At 39.6% G+C, this 22,079-nt stretch carries 15 protein-coding genes; 13 read left to right on the top strand and 2 right to left on the bottom strand.

What is annotated here, in order from left to right; genetic code table 11:
* Positions 1-426: 426 nt before the first annotated feature.
* Entirely contained in the window at positions 427-1,488 is a 1,062-nt protein-coding gene (locus LIZ98_RS11730; protein ID WP_227139730.1) for a hypothetical protein, read from the top strand.
* Between the two features lie 235 nt (positions 1,489-1,723).
* Here LIZ98_RS11730 and LIZ98_RS11725 read toward each other — a convergent pair whose 3' ends face one another.
* Together LIZ98_RS11725 and LIZ98_RS11720 are read right to left on the bottom strand one after the other, a co-directional pair.
* Positions 1,724-2,728, bottom strand: coding sequence for an inorganic phosphate transporter (locus LIZ98_RS11725; RefSeq protein WP_108897421.1), 1,005 nt, complete (start codon positions 2,726-2,728; stop codon positions 1,724-1,726).
* Between the two features lie 241 nt (positions 2,729-2,969).
* A complete protein-coding gene (locus LIZ98_RS11720; protein WP_034767587.1) occupies positions 2,970-3,584 on the bottom strand; it encodes a DUF47 domain-containing protein in 615 nt (204 codons plus the stop codon).
* Between the two features lie 205 nt (positions 3,585-3,789).
* On the opposite strand from LIZ98_RS11720, the gene LIZ98_RS11715 reads away from it, so the two are divergent.
* The 12 genes from LIZ98_RS11715 to LIZ98_RS11660 all read left to right on the top strand — a co-directional run bounded on the left by LIZ98_RS11715 (position 3,790) and on the right by LIZ98_RS11660 (position 21,600).
* Entirely contained in the window at positions 3,790-4,929 is a 1,140-nt protein-coding gene (locus LIZ98_RS11715; RefSeq protein ID WP_227139728.1) for a D-alanyl-D-alanine carboxypeptidase family protein, read from the top strand.
* Between the two features lie 327 nt (positions 4,930-5,256).
* The gene (gene helD / locus LIZ98_RS11710) at positions 5,257-7,593 is read left to right on the top strand and encodes an RNA polymerase recycling motor HelD (RefSeq protein WP_227139727.1); all 2,337 of its coding nucleotides are present in this window, start codon (positions 5,257-5,259) and stop codon (positions 7,591-7,593) included.
* A gap of 211 nt (positions 7,594-7,804) precedes the next feature.
* Positions 7,805-8,839, top strand: a complete 1,035-nt coding sequence (gene argC / locus LIZ98_RS11705; RefSeq protein ID WP_227139726.1) for an N-acetyl-gamma-glutamyl-phosphate reductase — start codon at positions 7,805-7,807, stop codon at positions 8,837-8,839.
* Positions 8,840-8,853: 14 nt separating this feature from the next.
* On the top strand, positions 8,854-10,089 hold the full coding sequence (gene argJ / locus LIZ98_RS11700; protein WP_227139725.1) for a bifunctional ornithine acetyltransferase/N-acetylglutamate synthase: 1,236 nt from the start codon (positions 8,854-8,856) through the stop codon (positions 10,087-10,089).
* Between the two features lie 194 nt (positions 10,090-10,283).
* Positions 10,284-11,072 carry an acetylglutamate kinase gene (argB, locus tag LIZ98_RS11695; RefSeq protein WP_227139724.1) on the top strand — a complete coding sequence of 263 codons (789 nt, stop codon included), beginning with the start codon at positions 10,284-10,286 and terminating at the stop codon, positions 11,070-11,072.
* A 42-nt stretch (positions 11,073-11,114) separates the two neighbouring features.
* Entirely contained in the window at positions 11,115-12,317 is a 1,203-nt protein-coding gene (locus LIZ98_RS11690) for an acetylornithine transaminase (RefSeq protein WP_227139723.1), read from the top strand.
* A 23-nt stretch (positions 12,318-12,340) separates the two neighbouring features.
* The gene (locus LIZ98_RS11685; protein WP_095142491.1) at positions 12,341-13,414 is read left to right on the top strand and encodes a carbamoyl phosphate synthase small subunit; all 1,074 of its coding nucleotides are present in this window, start codon (positions 12,341-12,343) and stop codon (positions 13,412-13,414) included.
* The gene (carB, locus tag LIZ98_RS11680; protein WP_227139722.1) at positions 13,401-16,598 is read left to right on the top strand and encodes a carbamoyl-phosphate synthase (glutamine-hydrolyzing) large subunit; all 3,198 of its coding nucleotides are present in this window, start codon (positions 13,401-13,403) and stop codon (positions 16,596-16,598) included. The genes LIZ98_RS11685 and carB overlap by 14 nt, the downstream gene beginning before the upstream one ends.
* 14 nt (positions 16,599-16,612) lie before the next feature.
* Entirely contained in the window at positions 16,613-17,575 is a 963-nt protein-coding gene (gene argF, locus LIZ98_RS11675) for an ornithine carbamoyltransferase (protein ID WP_227139721.1), read from the top strand.
* Positions 17,576-17,893: 318 nt separating this feature from the next.
* Positions 17,894-19,105: an argininosuccinate synthase gene (locus tag LIZ98_RS11670; RefSeq protein ID WP_034767608.1), complete on the top strand. Its 1,212-nt coding sequence runs from the start codon at positions 17,894-17,896 to the stop codon at positions 19,103-19,105.
* Positions 19,106-19,399: 294 nt separating this feature from the next.
* The gene (gene argH, locus LIZ98_RS11665; protein WP_041845497.1) at positions 19,400-20,776 is read left to right on the top strand and encodes an argininosuccinate lyase; all 1,377 of its coding nucleotides are present in this window, start codon (positions 19,400-19,402) and stop codon (positions 20,774-20,776) included.
* A 326-nt stretch (positions 20,777-21,102) separates the two neighbouring features.
* Positions 21,103-21,600, top strand: a complete 498-nt coding sequence (locus LIZ98_RS11660; RefSeq protein ID WP_227139720.1) for a YckD family protein — start codon at positions 21,103-21,105, stop codon at positions 21,598-21,600.
* Positions 21,601-22,079 lie beyond the last annotated feature (479 nt).

Genomic DNA, 22,079 nt, shown 5'->3' with positions numbered 1-22,079 from the left:
CTCGCAAGCGAAAATGTATTTTCGCTGACTACGGCTTTGCCATCGCCTAAAGGCTGGGCAATCGCCGAGTTTTCTTTATAGAAAAAGAACTTTCGCTTCGGATTCCAAAAAAGGTTTCTACGAGTTCTTGTCCAAATGGCGACGTGATGAGTTACCGGCTTTCTAAGATGCGAAACTCTAGAAAGTATGCATCTTTGACTAAACTACGAAAGCAGTAATTTGCGTTTTTCTCACTACAGCCGGCGAATTGGAATAATAAAAATTTTCCCTCATATAATTGTATCATTGCGCTATTTTGTAAAGCGACATACAGAGAAATTGGTAAACAAGACACGAATTAAAATGACTTTCATACAATGAACATTGTTTTGGTTTGTCGCTGCAATTCCACGACAACAGAGAGTAGGCAACAGGGGGAGAGCGAAAATGAAAGGCAGAAGAAAATTATTTTTCCGTATTATTTTATTAGGATTTATCCTATTATGTATAGGGGCATGTTCATCGGAAAGTGAGAAAAAAAGCCAAGTTGACGACGAGAAAAAGGAAACAAAACAAGTAGAAGATAAGAAATCGAAAAAAGAAAAGGGAATACCGACCGATGAGGAATTAATTGCGGTGTTAGATAAAAACTTAGAAACGATGCAGGCGGGAGATATAGAAGGATATATGAGTACCATCCATGATGAATCACCCAGTTTTGAATCGACAAAGCAACTAATTGAGCAATTTGCTTCCCAATATACATTCGATATTGAAATTTCCGATGTCGAAGTCGTAGAAAAGTCGGTTGATGAAGCAAAAGTCGCTTTTACACAAAGAACGATGAAAGTAAAGGGTCCGGAGTATAAAAACAATGAAGTAAAAGGATACCATATTTTGAAACCGTATAAAGGAAAATGGAAAATTTACGAATCGGCCCAGTCATCCGTTCAGTATTTAGACGAAAACGGTAATCCGGTGGAAGATACAAGTGGGGTAACCGGACCGGACGTTCCCGCTTTTAACCCGGGTACGGGCGATTATGTTTATTTTTCGGAAATAGAAAAGTTGAATTTTACGATTGATGAGCGAAACTGGAAGCTCGACTATTATGATGAGGATACCAATAATGGAATGGCTATTGCCGAGTTTGTTTTGGAAAATGAAACAGTTGAAAATTGGTCGGAACTTTACACCATTCATTATTATGAGGATGGAAAATTGTACTCGACACCAGAAAGTTTTATCAGTAATATGGATGCTGCCATTCGTGAAGAAGTAACCGGACAAATTGACTTTCAAAGTTATGATGTGACGGCAGAAGAAGGATTTTATGAATTTTATATTCATGACGATCAGATTGAACAGAATCAACATGAAGTGGCAAGGCTGTTTTATGCAGGTGATGATATGTTTCTTGTTCGCTATACACGTATAGGCGAGCCGATGGATGACGCAACCAAAATGAAATGGGTCACGAGTTTGAAGCAAGTGACGGCAGGTCAATAATTGCGTACTGGTAGGATATACGAACTGGCGTAATTCTATTTTAGGGGCGAATTCCTTCATCTGCAAAAATGTATAGAGGGAGCATAAAAAAATCGAAAAAATGGCGGCCGAAACCATGCCGCCATTTTTTCATGCTACCATTTTTCAGTTGTCCCATATCGACAATCCGTAAACGTTTGTGGCAATAGAAACCATCTTTATTTTCATACATATGTGTCATGAAGAACAGAATCAATTAAAATCCCAGAACAAAATGTAAAACCCGATAACACATAAATGCTAATATGGCGGAAATTGGTAAAGTGATAAACCATGTTATGATCATTCTTTGGGCTGTGTCCCATTTGACACCGCGGATCCGATGGGCTGAACCGACACCTAAAATGGCTGATGAAATAACATGGGTTGTACTAACCGGTAAATGTAAAAAGGTTGCACCGAAAATTACCGTAGCCCCGGTCAAATCTGCAGCAACACCGTTAACGGGGCGGATTTTCATAATCTTTGAACCAACCGTTTTAATAATTCTCCAACCACCGACAGAAGTGCCTAAACCCATTGCCGTGGCACAAGCAGCTTGTACCCAAAATGGAACATCTCCGCCACTGATGTAATTGCCGGTCATTAACGCCATTGTAATAATACCCATCGTTTTTTGAGCGTCATTTGTCCCATGCGTATAAGACTGAATAGCGGCCGTCAAAATCTGGAAATAGCGAAAATTCCGGTTCGTTTTTGCCAAGTTATAGTTTTTAAAAATTACTTTAAAAAGACTGTAGACAAGATAACCGACAGCAAAAGCGATAATCGGTGAAAAAATAAGTGCTTCAATAATGTTGATAAATCCGTGATAGTTAAGAACGCCAAAGTCGGCACTGGCAATGGCGGCTCCGGCAACAGAACCTATTAATGCATGGGAGGAACTGCTCGGGATGCCAAAATACCAAGTAATTAAATTCCATGTAATTGCAGCAATCAACGCTGCTAAAATGACAAGGGTTCCATTCGGTAATGAAAAAGGGTCAACAATATCTTTTGTGATTGTCTTTGCAACTCCGGTAAATGTCATCGCACCAAGAAAATTCATAATGGCAGCCAAAGCAATTGCATGTCTCGGTTTCAAAGCCTTCGTTGAGACACTTGTCGCAATGGAATTTGCCGTATCATGAAAACCATTGATAAAGTCAAAGGCCAGTGCAAAAATGACAATTAGTGTAATAATCAGAAAATTTCCTTCCATCTATGTAATTCCTTCTCTTTCAGTTTTATCTAAGGCTCTTCTCTAAGATTGCTACTTTTTGCATGAAAAGTGGTCTTTAATAAAGCAATTGGTGGTTTGCCAATTGCTTCTATTCTGGCTTCTAACCTCAGGGAACGATGACAAGTTTTGTCTATCTGCATCTGTATCCAATCGTAACAAAGATTAGGAAAATAGCCTTATTCAAGTATGTTATTTCCTTTTCAAATCGTCTCTTTTCCTTTTACGCATTTTTCATAACAACGGTTTCTAATGTATTTGCGACAGATTGACAATAATCGGCAATATTTTCTAATGTTTCATAAACTTCTTTATATTGCATGATTTTAATCGGGTTTTCTTCTGTTGCAAAAAGTTCTTTTATCGCAATTCGTAATAAATGATCACAATTTGATTCATATTCTTTAATTTTCACAGCATGCTCGTGAATGTCACCATATTTTTTATTGGCAAGTAATTCCGTACAATGATCCATTTCGATTGTCATATTTTTTATCGCCGTGACAAATGATTTCATATGATCAGTCGGATGAATAATGGAATACATTTCGAATAAAGCAGCACATTCCTCCAACCCATCGATGACATCATCTAAGGTTATCGTTAACATCATGATGTCCTCTCGCTCAATCGGTGTGATAAACGCACTGTTTAATTCTTTTGTAGTTCTATGTACAAGTGAATCTCCCTTCGCTTCGTGTTCTTTCACTGTATCATAAAAAATTTTCAGATCCCGCACATTATTGATTTTAAAATCATAAAAAAAAGTGGCCGCTTCCTTAATATTACTTGATATATCTGTTAATAATAACGCGAACTTGTCTTTCTTTTTTGCCATCTAAATGCCTCCAAATCCCAAGGTTGATATAAAAGCACGATTTTAGTATAGCTTATTGTTTCACATTTTTCCAGAACCTTCGAAGCTGAAAATGTTTTTTTATCTTATGAAAGTAAAATTTTTGTTATACAAATGAAAAATAATAACCATAAATAATATAGTAGAATAACTCTAGTTAAGATTTTAATGTAGAAAAGGTGTTTGAATGAAAGTTTACAGTATTCTTTTGTTCTGTGCTGCTATATTACTGCTTATGCCCGGTCGCCATGTATTTGCCCAAGAAGAGTTGCAACTAATGAGTGAATCCGCTGTACTAATGGATGCAAAATCCGGACAAATATTATATGGAAAAAACGAAACGGAAAGAATGAATCCCGCCAGCATTACGAAAATTGCCACAGCGATTTATGCGATCGAACATAGTAATCTTGATGAGCAAGTAACCGTTAGTGAGCAGGCAACAATGGTAGAAGGGACTAGGGTTTACTTGGAAGCAGGCGAAGTAGTCTCAATGGAAAAACTATTAACGGGTATGCTTATGAACTCAGGTAATGACGCAGCAGTTGCCATCGCTGAACATATTGACGGTTCTGTAGCTCAGTTTTCGAAAAATATTAATAAATATTTGACGAATAAAATTGGAGTTACCAATACCCATTTTGAAAACCCCAATGGTCTATACAATGAAAATCACTATACAACCGCAGCAGATATGGCAAAAATTACCAAATATGCACTAGCAAATGATACATTCCGAAAGATTTTTGGAATGAAAGAGTATCATTGGGATGGACAATCTTGGGATACCACATTGTTAACACATCATCGATTGTTAAAAGGGGAATTTCCCTATGAAACAGCAACAGTTACCGGCGGGAAAAATGGTTTTATCAATGAGGCAGGATTTACTCTTGTAACAACGGCCGAAAAGGATAATCTTGAACTGATTGCCGTTACCATGAAAACAAATTTCAAAGATGCACCTTATTCGGACACAATTCAATTGCTGGATTATGGATTCACAAATTTTACATCGGAAATGATTCCAAAAGGGACGATATTTACTGAAGACGGGATGAAATATATGGTGGAGGAAGATCTTTATTTTACGGCTAAAAATGGACAAGATTATAAGCAAACGGTCGATTCGCACGGTGTTTTGCACATAGAAGACAATAATACGGATCAACTGACCGTTTCAGTTCCATTACGTCCAATGAAGGCACCGGAACCGGCAAATAAAGATGATCAAGGAATATTTGCACCCGTAATGGACCATTTCCTTCATTACTTATCGGCTGTTCTCATCCCTACTACAGGTATCACTTATTTATTCCACTTTTAACCCGAGGAGCATGACCTGTATCGAAAGCATAAGCGGTAAATAAAAGTCTCTCAACGCAAGATTTAAGTGACGAGTGAGAGAGGGGCAACCCGGGATACGCCCGACTTCTTCAACAAAAGTTTAAATCAAAACCGTTTCATTGGATGAATTTGTGTATGAAAGGACTGAAATCACATGAATGGAAATGAATGTTGATTTTGGTCCTTTTCTTATAGATATGAAAAAGAGAGAAGATGTATGGGATGTATAAATGAATGGCAAAGTATATAATATTTATAAGTTTTCGGGAAGAATTTGTAATGAATTTAAAACCAGGGGTGTTAAACAATGCAGGAAAATCATGAGAAAGCAAAGGAACAGGCAAGGGTCAATCATGTTCTTGAAGTCATCGAAAAGAAATTGCGTACACTTGAAGAAAAAACCGGGGGCCTGAAACAAGACATTGTCTCGCTCCGAAAAACATTTTGGGAAGATGTAACAGTGAACCTCGATGAACCGGATGATGTAATAGAAACCCATACAAGTTTACGGCAACAGGCAGAACTTCTATCGGAGCGGGAACGAAGCCATAGGCAATTTTTTAAACAGCATAAAAATCTTGAACGATTGAAGGCATCCCCTTATTTCGGACGGATTGATTTTTTAGAAGATGGCGAGGACAAAAGTGAAAAAATATATATCGGCCTTTTTTCCCTGATGGATGAGAATGATGAAGAGTTTCTAATCTATGATTGGCGAGCCCCGATTTCCAGTATGTACTATGATTTTGCCCCTGGACCTTCGCATTACAAAACAATGGACGGAGACATTACGGGAAATATTGAATTAAAGCGACAGTATATAATCCGTCAAGGGGAAATTAAAGGGATGTTTGACACCGGTATAACAATCGGTGATGAGGTTTTACAGGCAGTGTTGAGCGATCAAGCAGACACACAAATGAAATCGATTGTTGCAACGATTCAAAAGGAGCAAAATGAAATTATTCGGAACGATCGAAAAAAATATTTAGTTGTTCTGGGAGCGGCCGGGAGCGGGAAGACATCCGCCGCCCTTCAAAGAGTAGCCTATCTTCTTTACAAGTATCGGGAAATTTTGCGTGCCGATAATATCTTGCTGTTCTCACCCAATCAGCTATTCAGCAGCTATGTCGCTACGGTTTTACCCGAACTCGGAGAAGATAACATGGATCAAAGTACATTTTATCAGTATTTACAACATCGCCTTAAAGATTATGAGGTTGAGAACCCATATGAACAACTGGAATATATATTGAGCGGGAAACGGGATGAAAATTATTGGGTAAGAAAAAAGGCCATCCGCTTTAAGGCTAGTTTATCATTTAAACAGCTGATCGATGCTTATGTGCACAACTTGCAAAGCGATGGCATGATGTTTAAAAATATTTCTTTTCGCGGCGAAGTGTTTATTTCCAAACAAGAAATTAAAGAGTACTTTTATTCATTGGGTAAACAAATTTCAATTCCAAATCGGATTCAGCTGTTAAAAGATTGGTTGCTTATAAAGATGGATGAAAAGGAAAAGGAAGAGAAGGGGAAAGAATGGGTACTCAAAGAAAGTGAATTGCTTGACCGGGAAGATTATTTGAAAGTATACAGGAAATTGCAAAAAGAGCAACGCTTTACCGAAAATACATTCAATGATTTTGAACGTGAGGAAAACATGCTGGCTGATTGGATTATAAAACGAAAGCTGGCACCGTTACGGAAAAAAATTAATGAGTTGGCCTTTGTCGATGTCAGGGGCCTTTACATCGATTTATTTACCTGGGCAAGGAAAGCTCAGCATTCCGTTCAGTTACCGAATGAATGGGAAAAAATCGGGGAAATGACGGCAAAACAAATAAAGCGACGAATATTGTGCTACGAAGACGCAACACCATATCTGTATTTAAAAGACCGATTGGAAGGAAAACTTATTTATACGAAAGTTCGACATTTGTTCATTGATGAAGCCCAGGACTATTCGCCGTTTGAATTTGCCTTTTTTCGAGAAATTTTCCCAAACAGTAGAATGACGATTTTAGGGGATATCAACCAATCAATTTTTACGTTTGCCCTTGGTGGTCAAAACGGGCTTACCCTTTCCGATGAACTCTTTCCCGATGAGGAATTGGAAAAAATTATTTTGGCGAAGAGCTACCGTTCAACAAAACAAATTGTTGAATTTACAAAGGAAATATTGAATGATGAACAAGAAATTATTCCGTTCAATCGAAACGGGAATTTGCCTCGGTTGACAACTGTCGAAAATAAACAATTATTGCATCAAGCGATTATAAAAACGTTGGGCGACCTTCAAAGTCGGGGCTATGAGACGATAGCCGTTATCTGCAAAACCGCCCGGGAAGCAAAGCAGGCATTTGATGAATTAAGTGGAGAAATGGATTTCCATCTTATTAAAAAGGAAACTCGCTCGTATGAAAAAGGTTTACTTATTATACCAAGTTATTTAGCCAAAGGAATCGAATTCGATGCGGCAATTATTTATAACGCCTCGTCGAATATTTATTCAGATGAAGAAGAACGAAAATTGTTTTACATGGCTTGTACCCGGGCCATGCATGAACTGTTTCTTTTTTCAATTGGAGAATCGAGTCCGTTTTTAAATCAGGTGAATAAGGATAAGTATGTACGAGGCTAAAAAATAAGTTCTCCGGAAATGGCGGATTCTGCTAATTAGACAGCGGAATCCGTTTTACTTTTCTCTTCATAAAAGTAGGCCGGCTTTTTTATCATATCCCCATAAAACTAATAAATTATTAATATTGATATTTTTTTTTAAAAATTAGATTGTATTTTTATACATTGGTTGTTATAATAATTCATACAAAATTTATTAGGAGCTGGTTGGAATGAAAGTTGGTATCGTTGGGGCGAATGGATACAGCGGAGTCGAGTTAATCCGGCTTTTACAACAACATCCCTATGTAACGATTGAAAAAATTGTTTCACATTCCACCCATGGTAAAAATATTTTGGAGTTATATCCGCATTTGTACGGTGTCAATGAGATGATATTGGAAAAATGGAATTTGGATGAGCTCATCAACTTAGATCTTGTTTTTTTTGCGACACCATCCGGGGTTTCAAAAGATATCATTCCGCCGCTTTTGGATAAAGGAGTTACTTGTATCGATCTTTCAGGTGACTTTCGGTTAAAAAACGCCGGCGATTATGAAACCTGGTATAAAAAGACATCCGCACCGACAGCATATTTGCAAAAAGCGACCTATGGGTTATCAGAAGTTTATCGGGATAAGATTAAACAAGCCAAACTGGTCGCCAATCCGGGATGTTTTCCAACGGCAACATTACTGGGGTTATTTCCGGCATTAAAGAAACAAATCATTCATGCCAATACCATTCAAGTTGATGCTAAAACAGGCGTTTCCGGTGCAGGAAGGAATGCAAATTTGACCAATTTGTTTACGGAAATCAATGAAAACATAAGAGCCTATAAAATTGGAGAACATCAACATATACCGGAAATTGAACAAGTAATCAGTGATATATACGGAGAACAAGTACCAATTACATTCATTACACATTTAATCCCTATCAATCGGGGAATCATGTGTACGATCTATGCCGACTTAGTTGAACAAGTTACGACTGAAGAAGTCCATCATTTATACAAAGATATGTATAAAGATGAAATGTTTATTCGGATTCGTCCAATTGGCGAATGGCCGACGACAAAAGAAGTAATGGGAAGTAATTTTTGCGATATCGGTGTTATGGTAAACAGGCGAACGAATAAACTGATTATAATATCGGTAATTGATAATCTCGTAAAAGGTGCGGCAGGTCAGGCGATGCAAAACATGAATATTATTAATGGGTGGGAAGAACATATCGGGCTCAATAATTCCCCACTATATCCATAATTGGAGGTCACACAATGGGCATTAATCAAAAAGAAATTTTACAAGAAATAAAGATTTTAGATGGCGGTCATATTTGTACACCAAAAGGGTTTTTCGCCGGCGGTTTACATTGTGGACTAAAGCGGAAAAAGCATGACTTGGGCTGGTTATATTCAATTGTACCGGCAAATGCAGCGGCGGTTTATACAACCAATCTCATCCAAGCTGCCCCGATCCATGTCACTCGCGAAAGTATCAAGGTAGACAAGCAAATTCAAGGGGTGATTGTGAACTCGGGAAATGCCAATGCATGTACCGGGGAAGAAGGATACCGTCATGCACTGTTAATGCGCCATTATTTTGCAAAAAAAATGAATATGAAAGAAGAACATGTTGCGGTCAGTTCTACTGGAGTAATCGGTGAGCAGCTTCCGATTAATAAAGTACTTGATGGGATCAATATGATCGGAAAGGTTGAAGAATCTGTCGCAAATTTTGAAAAAGCAATTTTAACCACGGACACAACGCAAAAGCATGCGTGTGTTCAACTTGAAATCGATGGAAAAATGATTACGATTGGCGGTGCAGCCAAAGGTTCCGGGATGATTCACCCAAATATGGCCACGATGCTCGCCTTTATTACAACTGATGCCAATGTCGAGCAAGAAGCATTACAGTCTGCGCTGAAAACAGTGGTTGATGAAACATTTAATATGATTACGGTTGATGGCGATACAAGTACGAATGATATGGTCCTATTACTGGCGAACGGATTGGCGGATAATACGAAGCTCACACCGGACAGTCCGGATTGGCTCCACTTTATTCAAGGGTTAGAAACGGTATGTCAATTACTTGCCAAAGAAATTGCAAAAGATGGAGAAGGGGCAACAAAATTAATTGAAGCAAAGGTAATCGGAGCGGCCGGTGAAGAAGACGCCAAAAAGCTGGCCAAATCTGTGATTGGTTCAAATCTTGTGAAATCGGCGGTTTTTGGAACAGATCCGAACTGGGGAAGAATTGTCTGTGCGCTTGGTTATAGCGGTGTCGATTTTGACACAGAAAATATTAGTGTTTATATCGGTCCATATCAACTATTTGCCAACGGGTTACCTGCTTTGTTTGATGAGTCTGAGGTAAAAACGTATATGGAAGAAAATAACGAGATTCAAATATTGGTAGAATTGCATGAAGGAGAAAGCAGTGCCATTGCGTGGGGATGCGATTTAACCTACGATTATGTAAAAATTAATGCTTCCTATCGAACTTAGTTGACGGAAAAGCCAATTCAAATGGTATTTCAGAATTGCATCCAGTCAAACCTAGTCGGTGGCCAGAGTCAAGTTAACAACAATGCGCTTAAGCATTCCTTTCTCGTCGGACTTGGGTTGGCGGAAAAATCAAGTTAACAACAATGCGCGTAAAAAATTCTTTCTTTTCGAACTTGTGGGGTGAGGCTAAAGTAATGGGTTATGTTGTCATTAAATGTGGCGGAAGTATTATGGATGGACTTCATCCGAGTTTTTATGAAAATATTGTCATGATGATGGAAGAATACGATGTTAAGCCGGTCATTGTCCATGGCGGCGGTCCGGAAATATCCAAGATGTTGGATCAATTAAAGATAGAAACCCGGTTTATCGAAGGTATGCGGGTCACAACGAACGAGGTATTGGATGTTGTGGAAATGGTTTTATCCGGGACGATGAATAAAACCATTGTCCGGAATTTAATGACGTGTGGCGGCCGTTCAATCGGATTAAGCGGTGTCGATGGAATGTTGCTCGAAGCCGGACCGATTCATCAAGAAAATCAGCTGGGATTTGTCGGCAGAGTCCATTCGGTAAATACAAAGATCATTGAAAGGTTGTTGAATGAAAAATTAATTCCGGTTATCTCACCTGTTGCCACCGATAAACATGGCGGACGCTGGAACGTGAATGCAGACCTGGCCGCGGCTGCTATCGCCAAAGCGTTACAAGCACCGTTATGTCTTGTGACAAACGTACCCGGTATTTTAAAAAATGGAAAAGTTCTTTCAAATCTTTCCCATCTCGAGGTTCAACAATTGCTTGACGATGGCACGATTACCGGTGGCATGATTCCAAAAGTGAAGGCGGCCTTGGATTGTTTACATGAAGGAATCCGGGAAGTTGTCATTTTAGACGGGACGGAAGAAAATGCTTTAAAAAGATTTATAGGCAAGGAAAAAATTGGTACGTCGATAAATTTAGAGCTAACTTATGCAAAATAATGGGGCAGGTAACTCGCTTGCCATACGCTAGAGGGTGAAAAAATGCAGGCAGTAAAAGAATCTTACTTAATGAACACATATAGTCATTTTCCGGTCAAAATTGTCAAAGGGAAAGGCTGCTATGTTTGGGATGATGAAGGGAATAAATATTTAGATTTTACTTCCGGGATTGCTACATGCAATTTGGGTCATGTACCGGAACCGGTTAAGCAAGCATTAATCGAACAATTGGATAATCTTTGGCATTGTTCTAACTTGTATCATATCCCTTCACAGGAAATATTGGCATCTTTACTCGTCGAAAACAGCTGCTTTGATCAAGTTTTTTTCTGCAACAGTGGGGCTGAAGCAAATGAAGCAGCGATTAAACTGGCACGAATGTATGCAAATCAACATAAAAAATCAGCAGATATTGTTACATTCACCCAATCATTTCATGGACGAACCTTGGCCACATTAACAGCAACCGGTCAGGAAAAAATTCAACACGGTTTTGCGCCACTGGTCCCAGGGTTTACTTATTTGCCGTATAACGATATGGCATCGCTGGAGCAACTCAGAAAGCTCAAACCGGCAGCGGTACTGTTAGAGTTCGTTCAAGGAGAAGGCGGGGTTATCCCGGCAGATAAGGATTGGCTTCGTGAAGTTGCGAAGATATGCCATTCGGAAAATATTTTATTAATAGCCGATGAAGTCCAAACCGGGATGGGGCGAACCGGGGAGTTGTTTGCCTATGAACATTATGGTATTGAGCCGGACGTGATGACCTTGGCGAAAGGATTAGGTTCAGGCTTTCCAATCGGTGCCATGTTGGCGAAAAAAGAAGTGGCTGAATACTTTAAACCGGGAACCCACGGCAGTACATTCGGCGGCAATCCGCTGGCAACAACTGCCGGTATTGCAACGGTAAAACAGTTTCTTGAAACGGATTTACTCATTTCTGCACAAAACCAAATGGAAGTTTTAAAAGATAAATTGCTCGAATTACAAAGTGAATTTCCTTGGATAAAAACTGTTCGCGGTGTAGGGTTTTTACTTGGACTGGAAATCGATGGGGAAGCAGATAAGGTAGTCAAACTCGCGATTAAAGAGAAGACTCTTATTTTAACAGCAGGTCCGCGAGTCATCCGAATTTTGCCACCTTTAATTGCGACAGAAGCAGAGATCGACCTGTTTATAGCGCGATTAAAAACGGTACTTGCCGCATATGAGCATGAATCCAGTAAAATTTCTGGTGCCAAATGAAGGGAAGAAATGGGGGAAAACATGTGACAACAGGCTATGTCATATTAGAAACCGGTGAAATTTTTCCCGGAACATTGATCGGAAATAGAAAAAATCAAACCGGTGAAATTGTCTTTAATACAAGTATGACCGGTTATCAAGAAATCATCACCGATCCATCTTACGCCGGTCAAATCATTGTATTTTCGTATCCGTTAATCGGTAACTACGGTATGAATCATTTATTTACAGAAAGTGACAAACCACATGTGCGCGGAATTGTCACCGGTGAAATTTGCGGTTCACCAAGCCATTATCAATTGGCAGAGTCAGCAACCACACTCTTGGAAAAATACGGCATTCCATGTTTAACCGATGTTGATACACGGGCACTCGTGAAAACGATTCGGAAAAAAGGAACCGTGAAAGCAATTATTTCGGATCGACCGGATGTGAAACCTGTAAGTTCGGATGAGAAACAACTAGTCAAGCAAGTGACAACGAAAGAATTGCTGTTTTACGATAACGAAGGCCCGCATGTCGTTTTAGTCGACTTTGGTTATAAAAAATCAATATTAGCCTATCTTCAGCAAATAGGTTGTAAAGTAACGGTTGTTCCATTCGACTATTCGTTTGAAAAAATTCGTTCACTGGATCCGGATGGAATTGTGTTAAGTAATGGTCCGGGCAACCCAATCGACTTAGCCGATCATTTGGATAAAATTCATATGTTAACGCAATGTTATCCAACTTTGGGGATTTGTTTAGGCCATCAATTGATTGCTCTTGCTTATGGAGCCAAAACCGAAAAATTGCCTTTTGGTCATCGCGGGGCCAATCATCCGGTCAAAGATTTACGTACCGGGAAAGTTTTTATCACATCACAAAATCACGGTTACGTTGTTATCGATGGAACTATGAATGAAAATGAATTTACAGTAACTTTTCAACATGTCAATGATCGGACGATTGAAGGTTTTACGCATAAAACATTACCGATTCAAACCGTACAGTTTCATCCGGAAGCACATCCGGGACCACAAGATACGGAATACATTTTTCACAACTTCATCGAATCCATTCAAAAAATAGGGGAAATGAAATATGCCGTTAAATAAAGAGATAAAGAAAGTGCTCATCATCGGATCCGGTCCGATTGTCATCGGTCAGGCAGCAGAATTTGATTATGCCGGTACGCAAGGCTGCCTTGCCTTAAAAGAAGAAGGTGTTGAAGTTGTCCTGTTGAATAATAATCCGGCAACGATTATGACCGATCAAAAAATAGCCGATCGCATTTACATTGAACCGATGACTTTGGACGTTTTGGAAGAAATAATAAAAAAAGAGCAACCGGATGGTGTTATTGGAACATTAGGCGGGCAGACAGGGCTCAACTTAAGCGTGGAACTGGCAGAATCGAAAATTTTAGAGAAGTATGGGGTTCGTCTGTTAGGTACCCCGGTCGAATCGATTCAAAAAGGGGAGGACCGGGAAAAATTTCGTGAATTAATGATTGAAATTGGCGAGCCGATTCCGGAGTCAAAAATTGTTCATACGATTGAAGATGGCCTTGAGTTTGTTCAGAAAATCGGTTTTCCCGTCATTATCCGTCCTGCTTATACTTTAGGTGGAGAAGGCGGCGGTTTTGCCAATAATGAAGCGGAATTATACACCTTATTGAAAAAAGGATTAGCTTTAAGCCCGATTCACCAAGTATTAGTTGAACGCAGCATTAAAGGATGGAAAGAGATTGAATATGAAGTCGTTCGCGATGCCAATGATACATGTGTGATTATTTGTAATATGGAAAACATTGATCCGGTCGGTGTTCATACCGGTGATTCCATTGTGGTTGCCCCGAGTCAAACATTATCCGATGAACAATATCAAATTTTGAGGAATGCTTCGGTGAAAGTTATCCGTGCTTTAGGTGTGATCGGTGGCTGTAATATTCAATTTGCCATGGATCCGAACTCGAATCAATATTATATTATTGAAGTCAATCCGCGGTTAAGCCGTTCCAGTGCTTTAGCGTCAAAAGCAACCGGGTATCCGATTGCGAGAATTGCGGCGAAATGTGCTTTAGGCTATTACCTTGATGAAATCCTTAATCCGGTAACCGGGAATACATTTGCATCCTTTGAACCTGCGCTCGACTATGTCGTACTTAAACTGCCACGCTTCCCTTTTGATAAATTTAAGGAAGCCAATCGGACACTTGGTACACAAATGCAGGCAACCGGAGAAGTTATGGCGATCGACCGCAGTTTTGAGGGGGCATTAAATAAGGCGTTACGCTCGTTGGAGTATAAAGTATCCGGGTTGTTTCATCCGGCAGTGTCCGCTATGACAGTGGAAGAATTATCTGAAGCGATGGGTAATGCGAATGACTTACGATTATTCGTGATTGCCGAGGCATTTCGTAAGGGAACGGGGATTGAAGAAATCCACCACTTAACAGCTATTGATCCATGGTTTTTATATAAAATTAAATACTTAGTCGATTATGAGAAAAAATTACATTCATATACACTGGAAACTTTGCCAAAATCTATTTTACAAGAAGCGAAAAAATTGAATTTCAGTGATAAATATCTAGCCATGTTGCTGAATTGTTCGGAACAGAAGATTCGGGAAAAAAGAAAAGCATGGGAACTTATCCCTTCTTATAAATTGGTTGATACATGTGCGGCTGAATTCGATGCCGTAACCCCTTACTACTATTCAACTTGGCACGGAACGGATGAGGTAGAAGTTTCAAACAAGAAAAAAGCACTGATTATCGGCTCCGGACCAATCCGAATCGGTCAGGGAATCGAATTTGATTATACATGTGTCCATGCGGTTATGGCACTGAAAACGCTCGGCTATGAAACAATTGTCGTTAATAATAATCCGGAAACGGTAAGCACTGATTATTCGATTTCCGACAAATTATATTTTGAGCCAATTACGACGGAAGATCTTTTACACATTATCGAAAAAGAACAGGTGGAAGGCGTTTTTGTTCAATTTGGCGGGCAAACTGCTATTAATTTGGCCCAAGAATTGGAACAGGAAGGTGTTCATATTTTTGGAACATCGATTGAAACCATTGATTTATTGGAAGACCGGAAGCAATTTTACAAGTTGCTGGACCGAGTAGATATTCCGCATATAAACGGTGAAATCACCTACTCCGTTGATGAGTTAAAAGCAGCAGCGGAAAAACTTGGTTACCCTGTCCTCGTTCGCCCATCTTATGTGATTGGCGGGCAATCAATGGAAATTATTTACCAAGTGGAAGAATTAGACCATTATATCAAGCTTTTGCAGTATGCCGAAAAACGTTCTTGGCCGCTTTTGGTAGATAAATATTTACCGGGTCTTGAATGTGAACTTGATTGTATTAGTGATGGAGAGAATGTATATATTGCCGGGATTTTTGAACATATTGAACGGGCCGGGGTCCATTCTGGAGACAGTATTAGCATATACCCGTCAATCCACCTTTCAGCGGCACAAAAAGAGATTTTGGTTGATTATACAAACAGAATTTGTACAGAAGCCGGTATCGTTGGAGTAGCCAATATTCAATTTGTGATTTATGAAAATCAAATTTACTGTTTGGAAGTAAATCCGCGGGCTTCCCGGACGGTCCCGATTTTAAGTAAAGTCACCGGCATTCCTATCGTTGAAATGGGTGTACGGGTTCAACTCGGTGAAAAACTTGGCAAAACCGGTTTGGCAACTGAAGTACCGTTCCATACCGTTAAAGCCCCTGTCTTTTCTTTTACGAAATTAAAAAATGTCGATCCGATTATGGGTCCGGAAATGAAGTCAACCGGCGAAGTTCTCGGAATTGGGCAAACACACGAAGAGGCATTGAGAAAAGCGATTGGAAGAACATCGGATAAAAAGGAAGGCCCAGTGACCATTTTTTGCTCGGTAGCTGATCGTAATAAAGAAGAACTAATGAATATTTTACGACAAGTTTGGGACGACAATATGCAAATTTATGCCACAGAAGGAACGGCGAAATTTTTAAATGAATTTGGCATTGCAGCGAAACAGGTGAAGAAGGAATTTTCCGGGTTGGAAGATGTATTCAAGAAAGTTTCATTTACTGCCGCAATCATTTTGCCAACGAAGGCAGGAAACCATGAAACAGTCGGTAAATTTTTGCGGGAACTGGCGATGCGTTATCAAGTTCCTTTATACACGTCATTGGATACATTTCAATCAATCATGGAGTTGTCTCACTTACACGGGGATATTCATGTGAAGGCGATTAATGATTATTTGTATGAAATTGCTTATTAAAGAGGAGAGAAGAAATGTCAAATTACTTGATTGAGAAACCGGGTGAAAAGAAACCGGCGAAAAAGGATTTTTTAACACTCGGGGAATTAACGAGTGAGGAAATACGATTTTTACTAAAAGATGCGGTTTATTTGAAACAATTGCAAAAGTCCGGAAAGCCTCATCCCTTTTTACAAGGAAAAGTACTCGGGATGATTTTCGAGAAATCGTCGACACGTACAAGAGTTTCGTTTGAAGTCGGCATGTATCAATTGGGCGGGCAAGCTTTGTTTTTAAGTTCGAGAGATATTCAATTAGGCAGAGGGGAAACGATCCACGATACGGCCAAAGTTTTATCCCGCTATATTGATGGCATTATGATACGGACTTTTGAGCATGAGAAGGTGGAGGAGCTGGCAAAACATGCAACGATTCCGGTCATTAACGGCTTAACCGATGCACACCATCCTACACAAGTGATGGCCGATTTGCTGACTATCTATGAGCATAAAGGGAAGCTTCAAGGCTTGAAATTATGTTATGTCGGTGACGGGAATAATAATATGTGCCATTCGTTGTTGGAAGGAGCGGCTAAAGTCGGGATGGATATGACAGTAGCATGTCCGGCTGAGTTTGCACCGGATGAAACCATCGTTAATCATGCCAAGGAAACGGCTCAAGAAACCGGATCCGTCATTATTATCGGTGAAGACCCATATGAAATGGTGAAGGATGCAGATGTTGTTGTAACCGATGTATTTGTCAGCATGGGTCAGGAAGCGGAGACAGAAGAGAAGCTAAAGAAATTTTCAGCTTATCAAGTAAATGAATCATTATGCAAATATGCGAAAGAAGATTATATCTTTTTACATTGTTTACCGGCTCATCGCGGTGAAGAAGTGAGTCCGGAAATTATTGACGGCATCCATTCGGTCGTGTTTGACGAGGCAGAAAATCGCCTCCACGTCCAAAAATCCATTTTGAAAAACTATATGTAGGTGGGGTTACGTGTTTGATGTTTACATGGAGATGAGGCAGAAAATTGTCTTCATGTTTAAAATCCATTTTTGGAGCGTTTTACGTATTTGACGAGGTAAAAAACCAGCTTCATGTTCAAAGCTAAAGGTCTGACGAGAGAGAAAACCACCTTCATATTCAAAACAAAATTTTAGAGCTTTTTCGGTTTGACGAGGCAGAAAAACGTCTTTATGTGTAAAAATCATTTTTGAAAAACTTTTTGTAGCATTTTGAATCGTTTTGCGTTAAAATGAATAACAATACAATTTCATTCATCTTTATTCAAGGGGAGAGAAAAAATGGCAAAAGAAAAGATTGTGCTGGCCTATTCAGGCGGTTTAGATACATCCGTTTCGATTAAATGGTTACAAGAAAAATACGGTTATGATGTCATTGCCCTTGCCATTGACGTGGGTGAAGGGAAAGACCTAGATTTTATAAAAGAGAAAGCATTAAAAGTGGGAGCAATCAAAGCCATTACAATTGATGCGAAAGATCTGCTCGCCAATGAATATATTTTGCCAAGCTTAAAGGCAAATGCATTATATGAGGGGAAATATCCGTTGTCTTCCGCTTTAAGCCGCCCGCTCATTTCCAAGCTGCTTGTGGAAGTTGCAGAAACGGAAGGTGCGGTGGCGGTTGCCCACGGATGTACCGGGAAAGGGAACGACCAAGTCCGTTTCGAAGTTTCCATCCAAGCATTGAATCCGAAATTGTCGGTAGTTGCGCCGGTACGTGAATGGGGCATGAACCGTGATCAAGAAATTGCTTATGCCGAGAAACACGGGATCCCGATTCCGGTTGATTTGGATAATCCATTTTCCATTGATGCGAATATTTGGGGCCGTGCATGTGAAGCAGGTGTCCTGGAAAATCCGTGGAATGAAGCACCGGAAGAAGCTTTTGCTTGGACGAATCCGGTTGAAAACACGCCGGATGAGCCGGAATATGTTGAAATTCGTTTTGAAAAAGGCGTTCCGGTTGCATTAAATGGTGTGCCGATGAAACTGGCTGCTTTAATTCAGGAGTTGAATGAAATTGCTGGCAAACATGGGGTAGGGAGAATTGACCATATTGAGAACCGTCTCGTTGGTATCAAATCCCGTGAAGTATATGAAAACCCGGCAGCTCTTGTTTTAATCAATGCGCATAAAGAGATGGAATTTTTAACATTGCCGCGCGAAGTAACCCAATTTAAAACACAAATCGAATCCCAATATGCAAAAATCATTTATGAAGGTCTCTGGTATTCACCATTACGTCCGGCAATTGATGCGTTTATTGAAGAAACCCAAAAATCAGTTACCGGTACGGTTAAGGTGAAGTTATTCAAAGGCAATCATGTTGTTGTTGCCCGTAAATCTCCTGTTAGCCTGTATAATGAGGAACTGGCAACGTATTCGGCCGGCGACTTGTTTGATCATAATGCAGCAGTCGGATTCATTAAATTATGGGGAATGCCGACAAAAGTATATTCCGAGATTCATACGAAGGAAAAAGTATTGAAATAATTGAATGAAATCTATTTAGGGCCCTCGTGTCAACCATGAGGGCTTGTGATTTTAAACCGTGAATGGCTAGTAAAAAAAGCCTAAATCATTTTCTTGCGACAAAGATTGGAGTTTGTGATTTTAGGCTTGAATGGCAATAAAAAAGCCTAAATCATCTTCTTGCGACAAAGATTGAAGTTTGAGATTTTAAACCGTGAATGGCCAGCTAAAAATTAAACATAAACCATTATCTTGTGAGAATCATGAGGGCTTGTGATTTTAACGATACGATTCAGTCATTTGGAGGTCAATAAAATGAGTAAATTGTGGGGCGGACGCTTTACAAAAGAAACCAATCAACTTGTAGAAAAATTTACAGCATCAATCGAGTTTGACCAAAAACTTGCATTAGAAGATATTGAAGGCAGTTTAGCCCATGTTGAAATGCTCGGATCATGCGGAATTATACCGGCTAAAGATGTGGAGCAAATCAAGAAAGGTCTTACATCCATCCGTGAGAAAGTCCTTAATCATGAAGTTTCTTTTTCTGTAGAAGATGAAGATATCCATATGAATATTGAACGGATGTTAATTGAAGAAATTGGACCGGTCGGCGGGAAACTCCATACCGGTCGGAGCCGTAATGACCAAGTAGCAACCGATATGCACTTATACTTGCGGAATCAAACGAAGGAAATAATCGAGCTGATTCGTTTTGTGCAAGAAGCTATCATCAGCCAAGCAAAACAACATGTGGAGACAATTTTACCGGGGTATACCCATCTGCAACGGGCTCAGCCGATCAGTTTTGCTCACCACTTATTGGCTTATTTTTGGATGCTTGAACGAGATAAAGAAAGATTGCAAGATAGCTTGAAGCGGATTAACTGGTCACCATTGGGAGCGGGAGCCTTGGCCGGGACGACATTCCCGATTGACCGCCAATTTTCAGCAAAACAGTTAGGGTTTGAAACCGTCTATCCGAACAGCTTGGATGCGGTTAGTGATCGCGACTTTATTTTAGAATTTTTATCAATCGCATCGATTCTAATGATGCATATTTCTCGTTTGTCGGAAGAATTAGTTTTATGGTCGAGCCAAGAATTTCAATTTGTTGAGTTGGATGACTCTTTCTGTACCGGTTCGAGCATTATGCCACAGAAGAAAAATCCTGATGTTCCTGAATTGTTACGTGGCAAGACCGGACGTGTGTATGGAAATTTGATTGGTTTATTGACTACGTTAAAAGGTTTGCCGCTCGCTTATAATAAAGATTTGCAGGAAGATAAAGAGGGCATGTTTGATACGGTAGAGACATTGGCGGGATCTTTACAGTTATTGGCGCCAATGATTGAAACAATGACTGTAAAAAAAGAAAATATGTATAAAGCTGTCAGCCAGGATTACTCGAATGCAACCGATCTTGCCGACTATTTGGCGGGAAAAGGTATACCATTCCGCGAAGCCCATGAAATCATCGGACGAATTGTGTTATATGCGATTCAACATGATAAATATTTGCTTGATTTAAGTCTTGGTGAATACCGGAATTTTAGTGGTGCTTTTGAAGAGGATATATTTGAAGTGTTGCAACCGAAAAATGTGGTGGCCGCTCGGAACAGTTATGGCGGAACCGGTTTTAGTCAAGTAGAAACTCAATTGAATTTAGCGATAGAGAAACTGGAAAAATAAATTCCCTTGAAAAAGAATCGTACTTATTTTGAAATCGGTTATGAACGGAAAACTGCACATATTATCAAAATCGTTCATGAACGGAAAAATTGCTCATTTTTTCGGATTGGCTATGTTTAAAAGATGCTCGTTTTTTCACAAAGATACTCAAAAATTTTTTAATTTGCCCGTAAATGGGGGAATTCGCAAAAATACAATGTAGGCAAATCCAAAAATGTGAGAGGACTTGCCTATTTTTTTCATATCTTTTAAAGAAGTTGGTATATTTTGGTGAACATTACACAACATAGCATTAGCTTGAAATTAAATGAATGGAGATGTTGTGAATGTTCAATGGACTATCAATTTTACCATCAATGCTATTGGCGGGTTCGTTAGCTTTGGCGAGTGCACCGGTGGAATCTGTACAAAATCAAGGTATGACACCATCAAATATGGAGGAAAGAGTAGCTTCTGAAAACAATCAAAACGAAACCGGGAAATCCGGAACATGGAAAACGGCACCTTCAGAAGCTGAACTTGGTCCAAACGAACAAGTACAGGGGCAACAACCTGAAAATGCAGGAGAAGAACAAAAAAATCAACAGGTCAAGTTAACGGAAGAACAAATTAAAGAACTTGATCAAATGGTGGGCGAGTTGACGGAAAAACGGAAAGAACTTATTGACAAATATGTTGAATTTGGTGTATTTCCAAAAGAGAAAGCAGAGGAAATAAAGTCCCATATTGACGAGCATTACAAAAGAATGAAAGAAGAAAACTTTTTACCCAGCCCGCATAAGCATACGAGAAAAAATGTACCACCGAAAGAGGGTGGACAGTAATAATGGCAGGCTTCAACCATGCGATGAAAACATCCCTCGAAACCTTGGTAATAGCAGGACAGTGATAATGGCAGGCTCTCACTCGGATGAAATCTAGCTGAGAAAATGGGGATAACCCCAAGAAAAAGAAGGACGAGCTGTCTATGGGACAAAACCATCAAAAATTGGAATAGAAATGTCTCATAGAACGGCTGTATGGGACAAAATTAGTTGAAAAATAAGCCAAACTGTCCCATAGGCTTGCCCGACTCGCGGTCTATGGGACAAAACCATCAAAAGTTGGAACAGAACTGTCTCATAGAGCGGCTATATGGGACAAAATTAGTTGAAAAATAAGCCAAACTGTCCCATAGGCTTGTCCGAATTGCTGTCTATGAGACAAAACCATCAAAAATTGGAATAGAAATGTCTCATAGAACGGCTGTATGGGACAAAATTAGTTGAAAAATAAGCCAAACTGTCCCATAGGCTTGCCCGAC

The sequence above is a fragment of the Caldibacillus sp. 210928-DFI.2.18 genome (genome assembly GCF_020554505.1).
GTDB classification, from domain to species: Bacteria; Bacillota; Bacilli; order Bacillales; family Caldibacillaceae; genus Caldifermentibacillus; species Caldifermentibacillus hisashii.
The sequence above is the reverse complement of the archived record's forward strand: the minus strand, read 5'-3'. Positions and strand labels throughout refer to the sequence as shown.

Coding starts and splice junctions, on each gene's coding strand:
- LIZ98_RS11730 (WP_227139730.1), top strand. CDS start 427: ATGAAAGGCAGAAGAAAATTATTTTTCCGTATTATTTTATTAGGATTT.
- LIZ98_RS11725 (WP_108897421.1), bottom strand. CDS start 2,728: ATGGAAGGAAATTTTCTGATTATTACACTAATTGTCATTTTTGCACTG.
- LIZ98_RS11720 (WP_034767587.1), bottom strand. CDS start 3,584: ATGGCAAAAAAGAAAGACAAGTTCGCGTTATTATTAACAGATATATCA.
- LIZ98_RS11715 (WP_227139728.1), top strand. CDS start 3,790: ATGAAAGTTTACAGTATTCTTTTGTTCTGTGCTGCTATATTACTGCTT.
- helD (WP_227139727.1), top strand. CDS start 5,257: ATGCAGGAAAATCATGAGAAAGCAAAGGAACAGGCAAGGGTCAATCAT.
- argC (WP_227139726.1), top strand. CDS start 7,805: ATGAAAGTTGGTATCGTTGGGGCGAATGGATACAGCGGAGTCGAGTTA.
- argJ (WP_227139725.1), top strand. CDS start 8,854: ATGGGCATTAATCAAAAAGAAATTTTACAAGAAATAAAGATTTTAGAT.
- argB (WP_227139724.1), top strand. CDS start 10,284: ATGGGTTATGTTGTCATTAAATGTGGCGGAAGTATTATGGATGGACTT.
- LIZ98_RS11690 (WP_227139723.1), top strand. CDS start 11,115: ATGCAGGCAGTAAAAGAATCTTACTTAATGAACACATATAGTCATTTT.
- carB (WP_227139722.1), top strand. CDS start 13,401: ATGCCGTTAAATAAAGAGATAAAGAAAGTGCTCATCATCGGATCCGGT.
- argF (WP_227139721.1), top strand. CDS start 16,613: ATGTCAAATTACTTGATTGAGAAACCGGGTGAAAAGAAACCGGCGAAA.
- LIZ98_RS11670 (WP_034767608.1), top strand. CDS start 17,894: ATGGCAAAAGAAAAGATTGTGCTGGCCTATTCAGGCGGTTTAGATACA.
- argH (WP_041845497.1), top strand. CDS start 19,400: ATGAGTAAATTGTGGGGCGGACGCTTTACAAAAGAAACCAATCAACTT.
- LIZ98_RS11660 (WP_227139720.1), top strand. CDS start 21,103: ATGTTCAATGGACTATCAATTTTACCATCAATGCTATTGGCGGGTTCG.